General features: G+C 65.3%; 17 protein-coding genes. 14 read left to right on the top strand and 3 right to left on the bottom strand.

The features are described 5' to 3' along the window. The first annotated feature begins 33 nt into the window (after nucleotides 1-33). From ACLBKT_RS03340 to ACLBKT_RS03330, 3 genes are read left to right on the top strand one after another with little or no spacing between them, the layout of a single operon-like run. Entirely contained in the window at nucleotides 34-1,548 is a 1,515-nt protein-coding gene (locus tag ACLBKT_RS03340; RefSeq protein ID WP_410181554.1) for a tetratricopeptide repeat protein, read from the top strand. A 44-nt stretch (nucleotides 1,549-1,592) separates the two neighbouring features. Continuing rightward, the gene (locus ACLBKT_RS03335) at nucleotides 1,593-3,170 is read left to right on the top strand and encodes a cryptochrome/photolyase family protein (RefSeq protein ID WP_410181553.1); all 1,578 of its coding nucleotides are present in this window, start codon (nucleotides 1,593-1,595) and stop codon (nucleotides 3,168-3,170) included. Beyond that, nucleotides 3,164-3,799 carry a glutathione S-transferase family protein gene (locus tag ACLBKT_RS03330; protein WP_410181552.1) on the top strand — a complete coding sequence of 212 codons (636 nt, stop codon included), beginning with the start codon at nucleotides 3,164-3,166 and terminating at the stop codon, nucleotides 3,797-3,799. Before ACLBKT_RS03335 ends, ACLBKT_RS03330 begins: the two co-directional genes overlap by 7 nt. 37 nt (nucleotides 3,800-3,836) lie before the next feature. Here the strand turns inward: ACLBKT_RS03330 and ACLBKT_RS03325 are convergent, their stop codons facing one another. The 3 genes from ACLBKT_RS03325 to ACLBKT_RS03315 all read right to left on the bottom strand — a co-directional run bounded on the left by ACLBKT_RS03325 (nucleotide 3,837) and on the right by ACLBKT_RS03315 (nucleotide 5,830). After that, nucleotides 3,837-4,142, bottom strand: coding sequence for a GIY-YIG nuclease family protein (locus ACLBKT_RS03325; protein WP_410181551.1), 306 nt, complete (start codon nucleotides 4,140-4,142; stop codon nucleotides 3,837-3,839). 174 nt (nucleotides 4,143-4,316) lie between these two features. Further along, nucleotides 4,317-5,360 (bottom strand): bifunctional transcriptional activator/DNA repair enzyme AdaA, encoded by a 1,044-nt coding sequence (locus ACLBKT_RS03320; protein WP_410181550.1) that lies wholly within the window; start codon nucleotides 5,358-5,360, stop codon nucleotides 4,317-4,319. Next, a complete protein-coding gene (locus tag ACLBKT_RS03315) occupies nucleotides 5,348-5,830 on the bottom strand; it encodes a DUF1203 domain-containing protein (protein ID WP_410181549.1) in 483 nt (160 codons plus the stop codon). The genes ACLBKT_RS03320 and ACLBKT_RS03315 overlap by 13 nt, the downstream gene beginning before the upstream one ends. Nucleotides 5,831-5,941: 111 nt before the next feature. Here ACLBKT_RS03315 and ACLBKT_RS03310 point away from each other — a divergent pair, with 111 nt between their 5' ends. The 11 genes from ACLBKT_RS03310 (at nucleotide 5,942) to ACLBKT_RS03260 (ending at nucleotide 18,497) form a co-directional block, all read left to right on the top strand. Beyond that, entirely contained in the window at nucleotides 5,942-7,513 is a 1,572-nt protein-coding gene (locus tag ACLBKT_RS03310; RefSeq protein WP_410181548.1) for a serine protease, read from the top strand. A gap of 85 nt (nucleotides 7,514-7,598) precedes the next feature. Further along, nucleotides 7,599-8,522 carry a hypothetical protein gene (locus ACLBKT_RS03305; RefSeq protein ID WP_410181547.1) on the top strand — a complete coding sequence of 308 codons (924 nt, stop codon included), beginning with the start codon at nucleotides 7,599-7,601 and terminating at the stop codon, nucleotides 8,520-8,522. Between the two features lie 195 nt (nucleotides 8,523-8,717). Beyond that, a complete protein-coding gene (locus ACLBKT_RS03300; RefSeq protein WP_410181546.1) occupies nucleotides 8,718-9,158 on the top strand; it encodes a hypothetical protein in 441 nt (146 codons plus the stop codon). 187 nt (nucleotides 9,159-9,345) lie between these two features. Further along, nucleotides 9,346-9,900, top strand: coding sequence for a F0F1 ATP synthase subunit delta (locus ACLBKT_RS03295; RefSeq protein WP_410181545.1), 555 nt, complete (start codon nucleotides 9,346-9,348; stop codon nucleotides 9,898-9,900). Nucleotides 9,901-9,912: 12 nt separating this feature from the next. Beyond that, nucleotides 9,913-11,442 (top strand): F0F1 ATP synthase subunit alpha, encoded by a 1,530-nt coding sequence (gene atpA, locus ACLBKT_RS03290; RefSeq protein ID WP_410181544.1) that lies wholly within the window; start codon nucleotides 9,913-9,915, stop codon nucleotides 11,440-11,442. 12 nt (nucleotides 11,443-11,454) lie between these two features. Beyond that, on the top strand, nucleotides 11,455-12,324 hold the full coding sequence (locus tag ACLBKT_RS03285) for a F0F1 ATP synthase subunit gamma (protein WP_410181543.1): 870 nt from the start codon (nucleotides 11,455-11,457) through the stop codon (nucleotides 12,322-12,324). A 21-nt stretch (nucleotides 12,325-12,345) separates the two neighbouring features. Beyond that, nucleotides 12,346-13,803 (top strand): F0F1 ATP synthase subunit beta, encoded by a 1,458-nt coding sequence (gene atpD, locus ACLBKT_RS03280; protein WP_410181542.1) that lies wholly within the window; start codon nucleotides 12,346-12,348, stop codon nucleotides 13,801-13,803. Between the two features lie 124 nt (nucleotides 13,804-13,927). Continuing rightward, a complete protein-coding gene (locus ACLBKT_RS03275; protein ID WP_410181541.1) occupies nucleotides 13,928-14,185 on the top strand; it encodes an ATP synthase F1 subunit epsilon in 258 nt (85 codons plus the stop codon). Nucleotides 14,186-14,299: 114 nt separating this feature from the next. Continuing rightward, nucleotides 14,300-15,772: an ArnT family glycosyltransferase gene (locus ACLBKT_RS03270; protein ID WP_410181540.1), complete on the top strand. Its 1,473-nt coding sequence runs from the start codon at nucleotides 14,300-14,302 to the stop codon at nucleotides 15,770-15,772. 142 nt (nucleotides 15,773-15,914) lie between these two features. Next, the gene (locus tag ACLBKT_RS03265) at nucleotides 15,915-18,005 is read left to right on the top strand and encodes a prolyl oligopeptidase family serine peptidase (RefSeq protein ID WP_410181539.1); all 2,091 of its coding nucleotides are present in this window, start codon (nucleotides 15,915-15,917) and stop codon (nucleotides 18,003-18,005) included. 246 nt (nucleotides 18,006-18,251) lie between these two features. After that, complete coding sequence (locus ACLBKT_RS03260; RefSeq protein WP_160761416.1) at nucleotides 18,252-18,497, top strand: DUF1153 domain-containing protein; 246 nt, start codon at nucleotides 18,252-18,254, stop codon at nucleotides 18,495-18,497. Nucleotides 18,498-18,514 lie beyond the last annotated feature (17 nt).

Here is an 18,514-nt window from a genome sequence, read left to right as displayed (position 1 = left end):
TACAGGCGTTCGTCCAATGATATGATGTGACACATGGTGTCGCGCCTGTGCCTGCTGCTCATCCTGATCTTCGGCCCTTCTCTGCCCGCGCACGCCAACCCGTGGCTGCGCGCCGAAAGCGACCATTACATCGTCCATGCGCAGATGGAGGACAGCGAGCTGCGCGCGCTGATGCAGACGATCGAGGATTTTGATCGTGTGCTCAATGGCCTGCTGCCGGGCGAGACATGGCACGGCCGCAAGCCCGAATTCTTCCTCATCCCCAATCCCCGCCGCATTGCGCGGGTGGTCGATTTCGGCGCGACGGCGGTGTGCGAGAACCATGCCGAACTGCCGGTCGCCTATGCGCTCTATGCGCCCGACGCGGCAGGGCAACCCGATCCGGGCGAGATTTTCTACTGCCTGACGCAGTTCCATCTCGGCAACGCTTTCTTCCGACCCAAGCCGATGTGGACCTCGGCGGGCCTGTCGCATTACTTCGCCACCGCCGTCCGCTCCGACAAGCCGGAAAGCGAAGGCGTTTTCATCATCGGTCAGCCGCGCCGCCTGTCACCGGTCAGCGGCATCACCCGCCAGGCGCTGGCCGAAGCGCTGCGCGTCCGCTTTCGCCACCGCACGGAGGAGGAATATGCCCGCTTCCTCGACGTGAGCCGCGCGCTGGCCAGCCCGCTGCTGCTCGAACAGCGCTTCGCCGGGGTGCTTGATCGCTACGTCGATGCCTATGCGAGGGGGCGCGACATGGAGGATGCCGCACGCGAGCTTGGCGATCTCGACGCGCTGGCGCAGGAATTGGCGCGGCGGCGGGTCGTGGCGCCGGTGCGGCGGGTCAAGGTTGATCCGCCCGCTACCTACCGGGTCACGATCCGCCCGATGCGCCGCGACGAGATTGCCGTGATCGACCTCAGATTCGAACGCCTGCTCGAAACCCGCCTCAAATCCACCGCGAGGGACCTGCGCGAAGTGACCGCCGACCACCCCGATAGCGCGCTGGTGTGGTACGAATTTGCCGCGGCCGAATATGCCCGCGTGCAGCACAGCGATTTCGGCGGTCGGCCGGTGTTCCGCGGCTTCGGCTTTTCCAATGGCGAGTTGATCGTCATGGCCAATCCCTATTCCGACGCCGAAGCGTGGCGTGCGGTCAATCGCGCGCTGGCGATCGATCCCGATCTGGAGAGCGCGCAGCGGCTCAAGGCCGAGATCATGCTCGCCCGGCTGGTGCGCGAGGGCAACCCGGACGATCCGCCCTCTTACGATGAAGTGCGGGCGCTGCTGAAAAAGCAGGCGCGCAATCCCGAACGTCATCCGCTCGCCGCCGCGCTCTATCACCAGACCTATATCGAACAGGGCCGCACGCCGCCGCTCGCCGCGCAAAAACAGCTCGAGCGCGCGTTCCTGCATAACGCCGGGGTAGGCGATTTCCGCTATGCGCAGGCGACCGCGCTGAGCCGTCGGGGGGAGAAAGAGATGGCGCGCGGGTTGCTGATCTCGATGCTCAATGATCCGGCCTTCTCCGCCGCTGCATGGCGGGCGCTGGAGGTCACGCAGTAACGCCGGCGCGAAACCAAAGCGGGGGCGCGCGCGTATCCCCTCGCATGACCCGCCCCGTTCTCGTGCCGATCCTTGGCGACCAGCTTTCGCGCCATCTTTCCAGCCTCGATGGCCTTTCGCCTGCCGAAACCCGCATCCTGATGATGGAGGTGTGGGACGAGGCGACCTATGTGAAGCACCACAAGCAGAAGATCGTGCTGATCTTTTCGGCCATGCGCCACTTCGCCGAAGACCTGCGCGCGGAAGGTTGGCAGGTCGATTACGTCGCGCTGGATGATCCCGCCAACACCGGCAGCTTCACCGGCGAAGTCTCGCGCGCGGCGGAACGCCACGGCGCCTCCGAAGTCCGCATCACCGAAGCGAGCGAGTGGCGCGTCCAGCAGGCGGTTTGCGAATGGGAGGACCGCCTGCCCTGCCCGGTCCGCATCCTTCCTGACACCCGCTTCATCGCGACCCACGCCGAGTTCCGCGTCTTCGCCGACGGGCGCAAGCACCTCACGATGGAGTATTTCTATCGCGAGATGCGCCGCAAGACGGGGCTGCTGATGGACGGCGACAAGCCCACGGGCGGCGTCTGGAATCTCGATGCCGAAAACCGCGAACCGCCCAAGGGGGAGATGACAGCGCCCCCCGCGCCGAAATTCGCGCCCGACGCCATCACGCAGGAGGTCATCGCGCTGGTCGGCGAACGCTTCGCCGATCACTTCGGCGATCTGGAACCGTTCGGCTGGCCCGTCACCCGCGCCGAGGCGCTGGAAGCGGCCGAGGCCTTCTTCTCCCAGCGGCTCAACCTGTTCGGCCCCTATCAGGACGCGATGGTCCACGGGAAGGACGACCTCTATCACTCGATGCTCTCGACCAGCCTCAATATCGGACTGCTCGATCCCCTGGAGCTGTGCCGCGCTGCCGAGGCTGCCTATAAATCGGGCAAGGCTCCGCTCAATTCCGTAGAGGGCTTCATCCGCCAGATCATCGGCTGGCGCGAATATGTGCGCGGGTTCTACTGGTACACGATGCCGGGGCTGGCCGAGGCGAACGAACTCGCCGCCCACCGCCCGCTGCCGGAGTTCTTCTGGACCGGCAAGACCGACATGCGCTGCCTTTCAGACTGTATCCGCACCACGCGGGAAGACGCCCACGCGCACCACATCCAGCGGCTGATGGTGCTCGGCAATTTCTGCCTGATCGCCGGGATCGATCCTAGGCAAGTGCAGGACTGGTATCTGGCGGTCTATGCCGATGCGTTCGACTGGGTCGAGCTGCCCAACGTCAGCGGCATGGTGCTCTATGCCGATGGCGGCAGGCTCGCGACCAAGCCCTATGCGGCGTCGGGCAATTACATCAACAAGATGTCCGATTATTGCGGCAAGTGCCGCTACAAGGTTGCGCAGAAGACCGGGCCGAACGCCTGCCCCTTCAATCCCCTCTACTGGCATTTCATGGACCGAAACCGCGCGCGGCTGGAAAGCAATCACCGCATCGGGCGCATCTTCGCTACGTGGGACCGGATGGGCGAGGCCAAGCAGCGCGAATATCTCGAAAGTGCCGAAAAATTCCTCGACTCTCTCGAACCCGCCCGCAAAGGCTGGGCGCGCATCGAACAAGGGAGAGAGCCATGCTGACCATCCACCACCTGCGCCTGTCGCAATCCGAACGTATCGTCTGGCTCGCCGAGGAGCTGGGGCTGGACTACGATCTCAAGCTCTACACCCGCCGCACCGACAACCGCCTCGCGCCCGATGACTACAAGGCGCTGCACCCGATGGGCATCGCGCCGGTCATCACCGATGGCGATCTTGTGCTGGGCGAAAGCGGCGCGATCATGGACTACATCATCGCCAAATACGCGCCCGATACGGCGCTGGTACCGGGGGTGGATCACCCCGACTTTGCCGATCACCTGTTCTATCTCCACTGGGCCAACGCGACCTTCATGACCAACGGCATGATGGCGCTGGTGGCGCAGTTCATGGGCGCCAAGGAATTGCCGCCCTTCGTCGCCGACCGGGTGCAGAAGGGTTGGGCGATCGTCGAGAAGCGGCTGGGCGAGGCCGACTATTTCGGCGGGTCGCAATTGACCACAGCGGACATCATGATGGGCTTCCAGCTCACCACCAGCCGCGCGATGAGCGGGATGAGCATCGAGGGGATGCCGAACCTGCAAGCCTACCTGAAGCGCATCGGCGAACGCCCGGCGTATCAGGCGGCGATGGCCAAGTGCGAGCCGGGGATGCCGCCGAAGCTGGACTAGCTTCGTCACCCCGGACTTGATCCGGGGCCCCACTTCTTCAGCCAAGCACCCGATTAAGCAGGTCATCCCAATCAGGGTTGGCCTTTTCGATCAGCCCAAACTTCCACTCGCGCCGCCACCGCTTGATGCGCTTTTCATGCGCAATGGCGGCGTCGATGGAACCGCAATGTTCGGCCCAGACCAGCCGATTGAGGCCATATCGCGCGCAAAATTCCGATCCCGTGCCCGCGCGATACTGGCTCACCCGCGTGGGCATGTCCGAGGTGACGCCGACATACATCGTCCCGCGGTAACGATCCGCCATGATGTAGACCCAGCCGCCGCCGCGGGTCTCGCGATCCATCAGGTCATTGAAAAAAAAGCGGTCCCCGGCTCGACCCCAAGCATAGACTTTCGGTCGCGGTCCTTCCTCGTCACCTCAGCGAAAGCTGGGGCCGAGGGCCGCACAGGACGGCGCTGGCCGCTCTAGGTCCCAGCTTTCGCTGGGATGACGCGTGGATCAACATCGCACCATCCCTCACACCCCCTCCCTTCTCAGCAACTCCCCCTTGATATCCAGCCCATAGGCATAGCCCCCCAGCGACCCGTCCGCCGCGATCACGCGGTGGCAGGGGATCAGCACCGCGACATGGTTCGCGCCATTGGCCCCGCCCACCGCGCGGCTGGCCTTGGGGTTGCCGAGAGCGGCGGCCAGCTCGCCGTAGCTGCGGGTCTCGCCATGCGGGATGCGGCGCAGTTCTGCCCAGACACGCTGCTGAAACGCGGTGCCGTGGACGTCGAGCGGGATGGCGGCATTGCCCGGCCCCGGCTGTTCGACCGCCGCCAGCACCTCGGCAAACAGGCCGCGGAAGTCGTCGCCCGCCGGGACCAGCTCGGCGCGCGGGAACCTTGCCCGCAACTCCGGCTCGCCCTCCCCGAAGGCGAGACAGCACACGCCCTTCTCGGTCGCGGCAACCAGCATCTCCCCAAGCGAGGTCGCCAGCACCGCCCAATGCACCCGCTTGCCCGCCCCGCCCTTGCGCCATTCGCTTGGCGTCATGCCCATTGTGCCTTTCGTCTCTGCATAGAACTGCTCTGGCTTGCCATAGCCGGCTTGCGCAATGGCATCGCCCACCCGTTGCACTTGCGTCAGCGCCTGGTGGGCCTGCTGTTGCCGCAACGCGCGGGCGTATTGTGCGGGCGAAAGCCCGGTGGAACGCTTGAACAGGCGCTGGAAATGCGTCGCAGTATACCCCGTGAGATCGGCCAGCTCGTCGAGGGTCATTGCCCCCCGCTCCCGGATCGCGGTCAGCGCGGCGAGCACGCAGGCCTCTTCGGCGCTCTGGGTGTTCGGGAAGCACCGCTTGCAAGGTCGTAGCCCTGCCGTTGCCGCTTCATGCGCGTCTCGATAGAACCGCACGTTTTTCCTGAGGGGCGCCCGCGCCGGGCAAGAGGGGCGGCAATAGATCCCGGTCGAATGGACGCCGGTGACGAAGGCGCCATCGAACCGCCGGTCCTTGTCCAGCACCGCCTGCCAGCGCTCGTCATCGGTCATGTTCTTATTATGTTTCACGTGAAACATTCCCTCGTCCGCACCGCCCGCGCGGCAAAGCACCCCCGCACCGCGTTGTGCACATCGACCGCGACGATCGCCCGATCGGCAAACAGCCGGCGGAGGCCAGCGTCCGCCTCTCCCGGCTGCGTCAGCATGGCCTCGACCATCATGCCCGCAGCGTCAAACCCCCGCAAGGAGAGGATGCGCGGCGCAAAGACGGGTGGAACCGCGTTGCTGTAGCGCGCCGCAGTCTCCACCCCCTCGCGCACGAAAATCGCGTGGCTGGTGCGGTAGGGACCGGCGCCCGCACGGCTGACGTGGTTGAGCAGCAGCACGCTTTCCCCCGGCACCGCATCCTCAAGCGTCACCCGGCACGGAAAACCGGGATGCGCATCGACCTGCATTCGCACCACCCCGCGCTGCGCAAGCGCGGCATCGTCCAGCCCGAACAGCGGCGCAAAATCAGCCGGGTCGAGCCCTTCAATCACATAGTCCATCGGGTCCTCCTGGATCGCTTCCGCCCAATAGCGGCTGCCGCACCCGCGCCGCATCCCCAGGTCTTGCGTTCAATGTCGCGCGCCGTGAAAAAATGGCTATAGCTGCGCGCTATGATCCGCCTTCGCTCCGTCTCCACCCTGCTCCTCGCGCTGTTGCTCACCGTGCTGGCCATGCCCCTGGCCACACCGGCGCAGGCCGACCCCGGCGATGTCGATGCGGCGGCGCGCGGCGTGGTGCGGGTGGTGATCATCGGCGAGGAGAATGGCGAGCCTGTCCCCGTGAGCCACGGCACCGGCTTCGCGGTCTCTGCCACGCGGATCATCACCAATGCCCATGTCGTGAGCGAGGCGGCGCAAGACGATACCTTGCGGATCGGGATCGTGCCGCCGGAGGGCGCTGGCGGGGCCTTTGCACGGGTGGTTGCGATCAGCCCGCGCAATGATCTGGCGCTGCTGGAGATCGCGCCGAACAGCCTGCGCCTGCCGCCGCTGGCGCTGGCGGGCGGAGCGGGCGGAAATCTGGGCGAGGTGGCCGCCGTGGGCTATCCGATGAACGTCGATCTGGCCCAAGGGCTCGATATGGCGGACATCTTCCGCGCTCAGCCGCCGGTCAAATCGCGCGGGTTCCTGTCGGGCGAGCGGCCATCGCGCCAGTTCGATACGATCCTCCACACCGCGCCGATTGCGCGCGGCAATTCGGGCGGGCCGCTGCTCGATCCGTGCGGGCGGGTGATCGGGGTCAACAGTTTCAGCGCGGATTCGGACAGCGGCGAGGCGGAGTTCTACTTCGCGGTGTCCTTGCGCGAATTGGTGCCGTTCCTGCGCAAGAACGGGGTCGAGCCCGTGACCAACACCCTCCCCTGCCGCTCGATCGACGAGTTGAATGCCGAGGAGCGCCAGCGGCTCGAAGCCGAACAATCTCTGGCCCGCGAAAAGCTGGCCGACCGTGCCGAAACCCTGCGCGAAGTGCGGGAGACCGCGCGGCTCAGCGCCCAGATGGAGGTGCTCGAAGCGCGCGAAAACCGCATGGCGCTGGCGCTGATCGCTTTGCTGGCCGCGATCGGGATTGGCTATGCCGCCGCCGTGTGGCGCGGTGACGAGGCCCGGCGCAAACACGCGATGATTGCCGCGGGCGCAGCCACCGCCGCGCTGGTCGTCGCATTGCTGCTGTGGTTCACCCGCCCCGGACTCGCCGAGATCGAGGGACGGGTCGCAGCCGCCGTCGCCAAGGCGGAAGGCGGCCCGGAGCGCAGCAGCGAGGTTGCAGACGCCGCCGCCGAGGGCGCATTGATCTGCACGCTGGTCCCGGATCGCAGCCGGGTGACGGCGGCGAAGACTGACGATGTCGCCTTCAACTGGTCGGCCGATGGCTGCGTCAACGCGCGCACGCAATATGGGCTTGGCAAGGGTGGCGAATGGCAGCGGGTCTTCGCCGCGCAGGATGATGCCGCGGTCGCGGTCAACACCTATGACCCCGATACCCGCACCCTGCGTACCGACCGCTATCTGTTGGGGCAGGATGCGCTCGCCGAAGCGCGCGCCGCCCGCGCCGCCTACACCCCGCCCGCTTGCGGGGTGAGCGATGCCGCGCGCACCTTGGGCGAACAGCAATCCGCGCTGATCGCCAAGCTGCCCGAGCGGCCCAACGAGCGGCTGGTCTATTCCTGCACGGCGAAGAAGTAGGACGGTGTCGCCGGGTTAAGCAGCGGTTCAGCTAGTTTTCGGCATCATCCACCTGAAATACAACAATATTTACAGGTGTCCCGGAATGCGTGCTTGGACGATTATCGCGATCGCTGGGGCCGTCATCGCTGCCCCGCTCCACGCCCAAACCGCTCTGCCCGAGCCTGAGCCTGAACCTGTCACCATCGAAGTGCGCGGCAAACGCCAGATTGACAAGGCGATCGTCTCCAACAGCATCACCGCGCTGACGCGGCGGATCAAGGTGCTCGACGCGCTGCCGCGCTTCTTTCAGCCGTTGTGCCTTCAGGTGACCGGTCCCGATATGGACGCCAGCCGGGTCATCGCGTCACGCATCATGGCGGCCGCCGATCTCGCCGGTCTCGATCCGCCCAAGCCGGATTGCCAGGTCAATGCGCTGGTGGTTATCGTCGACGAGCCGGAACGCCTGTTCGACAAGCTCGTCCAGCGTCACCGCCCGATCCTCGGCGGGCTCGACCGCGATATCCACATTCGCCGCCTGCGCGACGATCTGGCGGCTGGCAAGCCGGCGATTGCATGGAGCCGGACCAAGGTCGTCGCACTCGGCGGGCTGGATTATGTCGAGAATGGCGTGCCGGTTCTCCAGAAGGCGCGCGCGACCCGTCTTCAGGGGAGCGTCTATCACTCGAAGATCCTGTCGGTGGTGGTGTTCGATTCCACCAAGCTCGCCGGCGCGGCGCCCGCTCAACTCGGCGATTACGCCGCGATGCACCTGCTCGCAAACCCAAGTCGCACCACCGATTTCGAAACCGTCTCGACCCGGTCGATCCTCAGCCTGTTCGCTGATGGCCCCGATCTGGCGCCGGAGGGCCTGACCGCCTTCGACCGCGCTTACCTCGAAGGCGCCTATGAAGTGGGCCGCAACAGCTGGCGCGGGAAAGTGACACGCGCCGTACTTGCCGCCTATGAAGAGGAATGCGCGGACGAGAAGCCGGATTGCCAGTTCCTCGTTCCTGCGCAAGCGGAGTGAACCGGAGCAAGGGGCCTCCGATCCAGCCGGTGCCCGTGCCAGACCTGCTTGAATGTCCCTCGCCGCAGCGATAGCCTACACGCTCGGGCGGGCGACGGCCCGGCGAGGGGACAAGCGCATGGCCAAACCCAATGTCAGACCGATGTGGGCGGACAGCCCGCGGACGGCGGTCGGCGGATTGCGGGACATCGCCTGATGCGCAGGGTCGGTGCGATACTGGCACTGCTGCTGTCGATGAGCGCCTGCGCCACCCCGCAGAGCGCACGCAACAGCGCGGCGCAATCGCTGCTCGAAAGCCACATCAACGGCTTTGCCATGGCGCACTGCCTGCGCTCGGTCGGCACCAAGGGCTTGCCCGAAACCGACGCCCGGGTGCTTCGGGAACAGGGCGACCGCTGGGGCCAGGTGCTGGTAGAGAAATCCCGCGGCGACATCTTCGCCGCCTTCGACATCCTGCTCCCCGCGCTCGATGCCGCGCTGGCCGCAACCCCGATGGCGCTGGTCAAGGTCGAGGACACCGGCGGGTCGGCCACGGCACCCGTGTTCTATTGCGCCGAGCTGCTGCGCCAGCCTGACGTGGCCCGCGCCATGGACGAAGCGGCCGCGGCACTTGCTCCAGCCTATCGCGAGGAGTGACACGCCCGGCAGCCCCGGCGACCGGCCTGCTTTATTCGCACCTGCACAATTCCCGCCCCTCTTGGCTTGCAGGAACGGGAATCAATTGCTAGGCGCGCGCCAACCTTGAGGGCAGCCCTTGCGCACGCCCCGTTTCCAAGGCCCAAGCAAATTACCCTTTTGAAGGTTCCGAGAGGATTGCACGCGCGTGGATATTTCCGCCGGTATCAAGGCTAGCCTGGCTGGACGCTATGCCTCGGCCCTGTTCGATCTCGCCGCCGAAGGTGGCAAGGTGACCGCAGTCGAGAGCGATCTCGAAACGCTGGGCGCTGCCCTGGCCGAATCGGGCGATCTGGCCGCACTGACCACCAATCCGGAACTGGCCCGCGACGTGCAGGGCCAGGCGATGGCGGCGGTGGCCAAGAAGCTGAAGCTCAGCCCGCTGACGACCAACTTCCTCGGCGTGCTCGCCGCCAATCGTCGCCTCGGCAAGCTCCCCGCGATTGTCAGCGCCTTCAAGGCGATTGCCGCAGCCCAGCGCGGCGAAGTGACCGCGACCGTCACCAGCGCGCACCCGCTGTCGGACGATCAGCTCGCCAGTCTGAAGACCAAGCTGACCGCGCGCGAAGGCCGCACTGTCATGCTCACCGCCGCGGTCGATCCCGACCTGCTCGGCGGCCTCGTCGTCACCATCGGCTCGCAGCGCATTGATGCCTCGATCCGCACCCGTCTCAACTCGCTTGCCAAAGCCATGCAGGCTTAAAGGACACTACCCATGCAAATCCGCGCCGCAGAAATCTCGAAGGTCATCAAGGACCAGATCGCCAATTTCGGCACCGAGGCTGAAGTCAGCGAAACCGGCACCGTGCTGTCGGTGGGTGACGGGATCGCCCGTATCCACGGCCTTGATCAGGTGCAGGCCGGCGAGATGGTGGAATTCTCGAACGGGGTGCAGGGCATGGCGCTCAACCTCGAAGCCGACAATGTCGGCGTCGTGATCTTCGGCTCGGACGCCGAGATCAAGGAAGGCGATGTCGTCAAGCGCACCGGCACCATCGTCGACGTGCCGGTCGGCAAGGGCCTGCTCGGCCGCGTGGTCGATGCGCTCGGCAACCCGATCGACGGCAAGGGCCCGATCGTCGCTGAAAAGCGCAGCCGCGTCGAAGTGAAGGCGCCGGGCATCATCCCGCGCGAATCCGTCTCGGAGCCCGTCCAGACCGGCCTCAAGGCGATTGACGCCCTCGTGCCCGTGGGCCGCGGCCAGCGCGAGCTGATCATCGGCGACCGTCAGACCGGCAAGACCGCCGTCGCCATCGACACCTTCATCAACCAGAAGGAAGCCAACCAGGGCGACGACGAGGGCAAGAAGCTCTACTGCGTCTATGTCGCCGTCGGCCAGAAGCGCTCGACCGTCGCGCAGATCGTCAAGCAGCTCGAAGAAAACGGCGCGATGGAATATTCCATCGTCGTCGCCGCGACCGCTTCCGAGCCCGCCCCGCTTCAGTACCTCGCGCCCTACACCGGCTGCGCGATGGGCGAATTCTTCCGCGACAATGGCATGCACGCCGTGATCGTCTATGACGACTTGTCCAAGCAGGCCGTCGCCTACCGCCAGATGTCGCTGCTGCTGCGTCGTCCTCCGGGCCGCGAAGCTTACCCCGGCGACGTGTTCTATCTCCACAGCCGCCTGCTCGAGCGTGCGGCGAAGATGAACGAGGAAAACGGCCACGGCTCGCTGACCGCGCTGCCGATCATCGAGACCCAGGCGGGCGACGTGTCCGCCTATATTCCGACGAACGTGATCTCGATCACCGACGGCCAGATCTTCCTCGAAACCGGCCTGTTCTACCAAGGGATCCGTCCGGCGATTAACGTCGGCCTGTCCGTGTCGCGTGTGGGCGGTGCTGCCCAGACCAAGGCGATGAAGAAGGTTTCGGGCTCGATGAAGCTCGACCTTGCGCAGTACCGCGAAATGGCGGCCTTCGCGCAGTTCGGCTCGGACCTCGACGCCGCGACGCAGAAGCTGCTGAACCGCGGTGCGCGCCTGACCGAGCTCTTGAAGCAGAAGCAGTTCTCGCCGATGCCGTTCGAAGAGCAGACCGTGTCGATCTATGCCGGCACCAACGGCTTCCTCGACGCGATCCCGGTGAACCGCGTGAACGAATACGAGAGCCAGATGCTCGATTACATGCGTCGCGAGCACGCCTCGGTCCTGACCGAAATCCGCACCTCGAAGAAGTTCGAAGGCGAAGTCGCGGACAAGACCAAGGCCGCGCTCGAAGCTTTCGCCAAGCAGTTCGCTTAAGGACACGCCCCAGTGCCATCGCTCAAGGAACTCAAGGGCCGGATCAACTCGGTCAAGTCGACCCAGAAGATCACCAAGGCCAAGCAGATGGTCGCGGCGGCTAAGCTGCGCCGTGCCCAGGCTGCGGCCGAGGCGGGGCGGCCCTATGCCACGCGCCTTGCAGCCGTGATGGCATCGCTGGCGGGCAAGGTTGCGGGCGATAGCGCTCCCAAGCTGCTTGGCGGCACCGGATCGGATCAGCGTCACCTTCTCGTGGTGGTCAACACCGACAAGGGCCTGTGCGGCGGTCTGAACTCCAACATCGTCAAGGCCGCCAAGGCCAAGGCGAAGGAATTGCAGGCCGCTGGCAAGACGGTGGAATTCTACCTCGTCGGCAAGAAGGGCCGCGCGCCGCTGAAGCGCGAATTCCCGACCCTGATCGGCGGCGGCTTTGACACCAGCACGGTCAAGACCCCCGGTTTCGACGAAGCCGAAGCCATCGCCAATGAGCTGATCGCGCTGTTCGAATCCGGCCGGTTCGATGTCGCACACCTCGTCTACCCGACCTTCAAGTCGGCCTTGGCGCAGGATCCGACCATCAACCAATTGATCCCCGTCCCGGCGCCGACCAATGCCGTCGTGCTGGACTCGGTGGTCGAATATGAGCCGAGCGAGGAGGAAATCCTCGAAGAACTGCTGCCGCGTTACGTGCGCACGCAGCTGTTCGGCGCGCTGCTCGAGCGCGAAGCCTCGGAACAGGGCGCCTCGATGACCGCGATGGACAACGCCACGCGCAACGCGGGCGAGCTGATCCAGAAGCTGACCATCCAGTATAACCGCAGCCGACAGGCCGCGATCACCACCGAACTCATCGAAATCATCGCGGGCGCAGAAGCGCTCTAATCGAAAGCCAAGGAAACAATCATGGCCACCGCCCCCGCTCTCAACCAGACCACCAACGGCACGATCAGCCAGGTCATCGGCGCTGTCGTCGACGTGCAGTTCCCCGGTGAACTGCCCGCGATCCTCACCGCGCTCGAAACCAAGAACGGCGACAAGACGCTGGTGCTCGAAGTCGCCCAGCACCTTGGCGAGAACACCGTGCGCACCATCGCGATGGACGCGACCGAAGGCCTCGTGCGCGGTAGCGAAGTCATCAACACCGGTGCGCAGATCAGCGTCCCTGTCGGCCCGAAGGTTCTCGGCCGCATCATGAACGTCGTCGGCGAGGCGATCGACGAGCGCGGCCCGATCGGCGCCGAAAGCACCGCCCCGATCCACGCCGAGGCCCCGGCCTTCATCGACCAGTCAACCGAAGCCTCGATCCTCGTCACCGGCATCAAGGTGATCGACCTCCTCGCCCCCTACGCCAAGGGCGGCAAGATCGGCCTGTTCGGCGGCGCGGGCGTCGGCAAGACCGTGCTCATTCAGGAACTCATCAACAACATCGCCAAGGGCCACGGCGGCGTGTCGGTGTTCGCGGGCGTGGGTGAGCGCACCCGCGAGGGCAACGACCTCTACCACGAATTCCTCGACGCCGGCGTTATCGCCAAGGACGCCGAAGGCAATGCGACCTCGGAAGGCTCCAAGGTGGCGCTCGTCTTCGGCCAGATGAACGAGCCCCCGGGCGCCCGCGCGCGCGTCGCCCTGTCGGGCCTGACCATGGCGGAATATTTCCGCGACGTCGAAGGCCAGGACGTGCTGTTCTTCGTCGACAACATCTTCCGCTTCACGCAAGCCGGTTCGGAAGTGTCGGCGCTGCTCGGCCGCATCCCCTCGGCGGTGGGCTACCAGCCGACCCTCGCGACCGACATGGGCAAGCTGCAGGAGCGCATCACCTCGACCACCAAGGGCTCGATCACCTCGGTGCAGGCGATCTACGTCCCCGCGGACGACTTGACCGACCCGGCGCCGGCCGCCTCGTTCGCGCACCTTGACGCGACCACGACGCTGAACCGCGCGATTTCGGAACTCGGCATCTACCCGGCGGTTGACCCGCTCGATTCGACCAGCCGCGTGCTCGAACCGCGCGTTGTCGGTGCCGAGCACTACGAAACCGCCCGCCGCGTTCAGGAAACCTTGCAGAAGTACAAGAGCCTGCAGGACATCATCGCCATTCTCGGGATGGACGAGCTCTCGGAAGAGGACAAGACCATCGTTGCCCGCGCGCGCAAGATCCAGAAGTTCCTGTCGCAGCCGTTCCACGTTGCGGAAGTCTTCACCGGTATCCCGGGCGTGTTCGTGCAGATCGAAGACACCGTGAAGAGCTTCAAGGCGGTGGTTGACGGCGAATATGACCACCTGCCTGAGCAGGCCTTCTACATGGTCGGCGGGATCGAAGATGTGGTCGCCAAGGCCAAGAAGATGGCCGAAGAGGTCTAAGAACAAACACCCGTTCGTGCTGAGCTTGTCGAAGCACTGTTTTGCTTGAAGAGGTGCTGCACCGGAAGAAAAGTGCAGCCCTTAGACAGGCTCAGAGCGAACGGTTATTTAAGGCAGGTCCACAATGCCCCTCCACTTCGAACTCGTCACCCCCGCCAAGCTCGTTCGGTCCGAGGAAGTCCACATGGTGGTCGTCCCCGGCACCGAGGGCGAATTCGGCGTGCTCGAAGGCCATGCGCCCTTCATGAGCACGATCCGCGACGGCGCGGTGCAGATCTTCGCCAAGGACGGCGCGGCGCCCGAGATCATTCAGGTGCGCGGCGGCTTTGCCGAGGTGAACGAAAAGGGCCTTACGGTCCTGGCCGAACACGTCGAAGGCTGAGCCTCGCCATCATCGCAACGCATGAGGGCGGCCCCGCGGGGTCGCCCTTTTGCTTTGGCCTCCCCCCACGCGCGTAGCCGGAAAATTAACCATGTCCGTGGCAAGGCTGGCGCCATGTTCGCTACGCCTGTCAGCCGTGCCGCACCTACCGCGATCAGAGCCGATCTGTGGGTGGCCGCGGTATTGCTGCTGTTCACGCTGGTGGTGCGCGGAGCGTGGTTTGGCGATGCCAACGCCGATACCGACGAGCAGCTCTATTCGCTGATCGGCAATGCCATGCTGGATGGCAAGATTGTGTTTGTCGACCTGTGGGATCGCAAGCCCTTCGGCCTGTTCGCGCTCTATGCCCTCGCCCATGCCATCGGCGGACCGGGGCCGGAAGCCTATCAGGGCCTCGCCGCCGCCTTCACCGTGGCTGGCGCATGGCTGACCTTCGTGCTGGCGCGCGATCTGACCGACCGCGGGACGGCGACCGCCGCCGGGCTCCTCTATGTGGTGCTGACCGCGATCTATGGTGCCTTCTCGGGCAACTCCGAGGCGTTCTTCATCCCGATGATGCTGGCCATGGCGGTGCTGGTGCGCGATCCCGACCACCCTCTCGCGGTGCTGCGGATCCTGTGCGCGATGCTGATCGGCGGGCTGGCGCTGCAAGTGAAATACACCGTGCTGCCGCAATGCCTGTTCTTCGGGCTGTGGGCGCTGTGGGGTCAGCATCGGCGCGGAGCGGGGCCTGCGCGGCTGGCGCTGCTGGCCACCGCCTCAGGCGTGCTGGGCGTGCTGCCGACGGCGCTAGTGGCGGCGGGCTATGCGCTGGCGGGGCATTGGGACGCCTTCGTTTTCGCCAATTTCGTGTCCTTCTTCGACCGCCTGCCTGCAAATGCCGGGCGGCTGCACCGGGACATCATCCTGTTCCTGCTGCCGCTTGGCGGGCTGGCGCTGTTCGGCCTCAACGCCGCGCGCCGCGCTGGACCTGCGCCTCTGCCGCAGACCTATGTCTTCGTGCTGCTGTGGCTGGTGGCCGCGCTTGCCACGGTGTTCCTGCCTTCCACCGTCTACCGCTATTACCTCGCCGCGCTGGTGCCGGCCTGTATTCTCCTGAGCCTGCCCTTGTTCCCGCCCAAGCCGGGGGCGCGGCTGAACCTGCCGGTGCTGATCCCGGCCGCACTCTACCTCGCGCTGGTGCCGTTCCAGTATGGTCTCACGCACGACAACCGCACCGCGACCGAGCGGCTGGCGAGCGCCATCGCGCCGCAGATCGACGCTGCCGCTGGGCGCTGTCTGTTCGTGTTCGACGGGCCGACTGCGCTTTACCGGATGACGGGCAGCTGCCTGCCGACCCGCTTCATCTATCCCGATCACCTCAACAATGCGCTCGAACAGAACGCGCTCGGCACCTCGCAGGTGGGTGAGGTCGCGCGCATCCTCGCCACGCGCCCGCCGGTGATCGTCACCGCCGACCGCCCCGTCACACCGCAGAACCGCGCGGCCCAGCGCATGGTCGCCGCTGCAATCGCGCGTGACTACCGCGAAATCGCGCACGAGACACTGGCCACGCGTGACATTCGCGCCTTCATCTTGCGCCCGTAATTTCCCCCAAGCACGGCCTTGCAATCCGTGCCACCTCCGGCCACCTTCGCGCTGCCCTGCCGCCGAAACGGCGCAGCCGCTGCAACCGTGAATGGGAGAGTCGCACTTGAAACTTGTATCGAGGCTGGCCATTGCGCTGGCGATGAGCACATCGACCATAGCCGTCGCGCAGGACGGCGTCCCCGGCCCCGAGCAGGATCCCTATATCTGGCTGGAGGAAGCCCGCAGCCCCGAGGCGCTGGACTGGGTCGCCAAGGAGAACGCCCGCACGCTGGCCGCCTTCGAGGCCGATCCGCGCTATGCCCAGTTGAAGGCCGAGGCGCTGGCGATCTTCGACAGCGAAGACCGCATCCCCTTCGTCAGCTTCCGCCCCGATGGGCTCTACAATTTCTGGCAGGACAAGGCCAACCCCAAGGGTCTGTTGCGCCGCACGACGCTGGAAAGCTACCGCACCGCCAAGCCGGAGTGGGAAATCGTCCTTGATGTGGATGCGCTTGCCAAGGCGGAGGGCAAAGAGTGGGTCTATCAGGGCATGACCTGCCTGCCCCCCGCGCTGACCAAGTGCATGGTCGCACTGAGCGACGGCGGTGAGGATGCCACCATCATGCGCGAATTCGACACGGCAACGAAGCAGTTCGTTGCAGGCGGCTTTGTGCTCGACACCAAGAGTCAGGGCGGGGTGCAGTGGATTGACGCCGACACGCTGCTGGTCGGTCGCGGCTTTGGCGAAGGCACGCTGACGGAAAGTGAATACCCCTTCACCAGCCGCATCTGGAAGCGCGGGACGGCGATTGCCGATGCAGCCGAAATCTTTCGCGGTGAGCCTACCGATGTATGGGCCGGCGCGTCCCTGCTGCGCGACAACAAGGGCACGATCCATGCCCGCACCGCCTATCGCGGCATCAGCTTCCATGAGAGCATCAACTATGTCGAGCACAACGGAACCTGGCTCGAACTCGATATTCCGAAGAAAGCCGGGCTGTTCGGGATCGTCGACGGCCACATCCTGCTCTCGACCGATGTCGACTGGACGACCGACGGCCAGACCTTCCCCGCCGACAGCCTGATCGCGGTCGACCTTGAGGAATGGAAAGCCAATCCCAACGGCGCGAAGAAGACCCTTGTCTGGGCACCGGGTGAGCGCCAGACCAAGCAGGGCGGCGCCATCACCGGCAATGCGCTGTTCGTGACGCTGCTCGACAATGTCGTTGGCAAGGTGCTTCAGTTCAACTTCGAGGATGGGCAGTGGGTCAGCAAGGAAGTACCCCTGCCCGATAACGCGACGCTCGGCATCGCGGCATCGTCGGACGAGACCGACCAGATCATGTATACGGTCAGCGATTTCCTCAATCCGACCACGCTCTACTACAGCGATGGCAGCACGCCGCCCGCCGTGCTCAAGACCAGCCCGGCCTATTTCGATCCGGCCGGGATGGACGTCGAACAGCACGAGGCGACCAGCAAGGACGGGACCAAGATCCCCTATTTCATCGTCAAGCCCAAGGGGATGAAACTGGACGGCTCCACCGCCACACTGCTGACCGGCTATGGTGGCTTCCAGGTGGCGCGCCTGCCGGGATACCTCGGCTCGACCGGCAAGCTGTGGGTCGAAAAGGGCGGCGCCTATGTGCTCGCCAACCTGCGCGGCGGGGGCGAGTTCGGACCCCAGTGGCACCAGACCGCGATCCGCGAGAACAAGCAGCGCACCTGGGACGATTTCATCGCGGTGGGTGAGGATCTGGTGAAGCGCGGCTTCACCAGCCCTGAGCACCTCGGGATCCAGGGCGGCTCGCAGGGCGGGCTGCTGGTCGGCACCTTCTTCACTCAGCGCCCCGACCTGCTGAACGCGGCGATCGTGCAGATCCCGCTGTTCGACATGCTGCGCTACCATGTGATCGGGCGCGGGGCTTCGTGGATCGGCGAATATGGCGATCCGCGCATCCCCGAACAGCGCGCCTGGATCGAGGGCTATTCCCCATATCAGAAGATCGTCGCAGGCGTTGATTACCCCGCGCCGTTTCTCTGGGCTTCGACCGCCGATGACCGCACCCACCCCGCCCACGCGCGCAAGGGTGCGGCCAAACTGAAGGCGCTCGGCCAGCCCTATTACTATTTCGAGGACACCACCGGGGGCCACTCCGGCGGGGTCGACAACGACCAGCGCGCCAAGCTTCAGGCGCTGCAATTCATCTACCTGATGCAGCGGCTCATGGCGCCCGTGGCCGGCGGCTAGGCACGCGCTGACAGGTGATTTGCGAAGGGGCGGTTCCGGCAAGGAGCCGCCCCTTTTGCGTTAGGCCCGCAAGGCAACGCAACTGCCTGTAAACCATGCCGACACTTTCACCTCGGTTCGTCGCACACACGGCACGGGACGCTTCCTCAACGCAAAATTAACCCTGTTTGGAAAGGTCTGGTTAGGTCTTCCCGTCAACACTCAGGCCATCGGGGGCGATGAGCACACATGATGAGGAGCAGATTGATGGCCTACCCCAGAGAGATTTCGATCGCCGATGCGATCAAGAGCTACAACGCCCTGCCCAAGACGCACCGCGTCCACTGGTCAAAGGCGCGCAAGGACGAAGTTGTCCGCGCCGTGCACGAAAAGGCGATCAGCTTCCACGAAGCGCGCGAACGCTATCTGCTGAGCCGCAGTGAGTTCGAGCAATGGGAAGCCGATTATCTCGCCGATGCGCCCGCTGGTACGGGCCGGATGCAGGACGCGTGACGCCCTCCTGCGCCGCC

Source organism: Erythrobacter sp. W302b (genome assembly GCF_046452395.1).
Classification (GTDB): domain Bacteria; phylum Pseudomonadota; class Alphaproteobacteria; order Sphingomonadales; family Sphingomonadaceae; genus Erythrobacter.
This window is presented reverse-complemented; position numbering and strand designations above follow the sequence as displayed.

Excerpts from the sequence above, each read along its gene's own strand:
- ACLBKT_RS03340 (WP_410181554.1), top strand. The coding sequence starts at position 34 with ATGGTGTCGCGCCTGTGCCTGCTGCTCATCCTGATCTTCGGCCCTTCT.
- ACLBKT_RS03335 (WP_410181553.1), top strand. The coding sequence starts at position 1,593 with ATGACCCGCCCCGTTCTCGTGCCGATCCTTGGCGACCAGCTTTCGCGC.
- ACLBKT_RS03330 (WP_410181552.1), top strand. The coding sequence starts at position 3,164 with ATGCTGACCATCCACCACCTGCGCCTGTCGCAATCCGAACGTATCGTC.
- ACLBKT_RS03325 (WP_410181551.1), bottom strand. The coding sequence starts at position 4,142 with ATGGATCGCGAGACCCGCGGCGGCGGCTGGGTCTACATCATGGCGGAT.
- ACLBKT_RS03320 (WP_410181550.1), bottom strand. The coding sequence starts at position 5,360 with ATGTTTCACGTGAAACATAATAAGAACATGACCGATGACGAGCGCTGG.
- ACLBKT_RS03315 (WP_410181549.1), bottom strand. The coding sequence starts at position 5,830 with ATGGACTATGTGATTGAAGGGCTCGACCCGGCTGATTTTGCGCCGCTG.
- ACLBKT_RS03310 (WP_410181548.1), top strand. The coding sequence starts at position 5,942 with ATGATCCGCCTTCGCTCCGTCTCCACCCTGCTCCTCGCGCTGTTGCTC.
- ACLBKT_RS03305 (WP_410181547.1), top strand. The coding sequence starts at position 7,599 with ATGCGTGCTTGGACGATTATCGCGATCGCTGGGGCCGTCATCGCTGCC.
- ACLBKT_RS03300 (WP_410181546.1), top strand. The coding sequence starts at position 8,718 with ATGCGCAGGGTCGGTGCGATACTGGCACTGCTGCTGTCGATGAGCGCC.
- atpA (WP_410181544.1), top strand. The coding sequence starts at position 9,913 with ATGCAAATCCGCGCCGCAGAAATCTCGAAGGTCATCAAGGACCAGATC.
- atpD (WP_410181542.1), top strand. The coding sequence starts at position 12,346 with ATGGCCACCGCCCCCGCTCTCAACCAGACCACCAACGGCACGATCAGC.
- ACLBKT_RS03275 (WP_410181541.1), top strand. The coding sequence starts at position 13,928 with ATGCCCCTCCACTTCGAACTCGTCACCCCCGCCAAGCTCGTTCGGTCC.
- ACLBKT_RS03270 (WP_410181540.1), top strand. The coding sequence starts at position 14,300 with ATGTTCGCTACGCCTGTCAGCCGTGCCGCACCTACCGCGATCAGAGCC.
- ACLBKT_RS03265 (WP_410181539.1), top strand. The coding sequence starts at position 15,915 with ATGAGCACATCGACCATAGCCGTCGCGCAGGACGGCGTCCCCGGCCCC.
- ACLBKT_RS03260 (WP_160761416.1), top strand. The coding sequence starts at position 18,252 with ATGGCCTACCCCAGAGAGATTTCGATCGCCGATGCGATCAAGAGCTAC.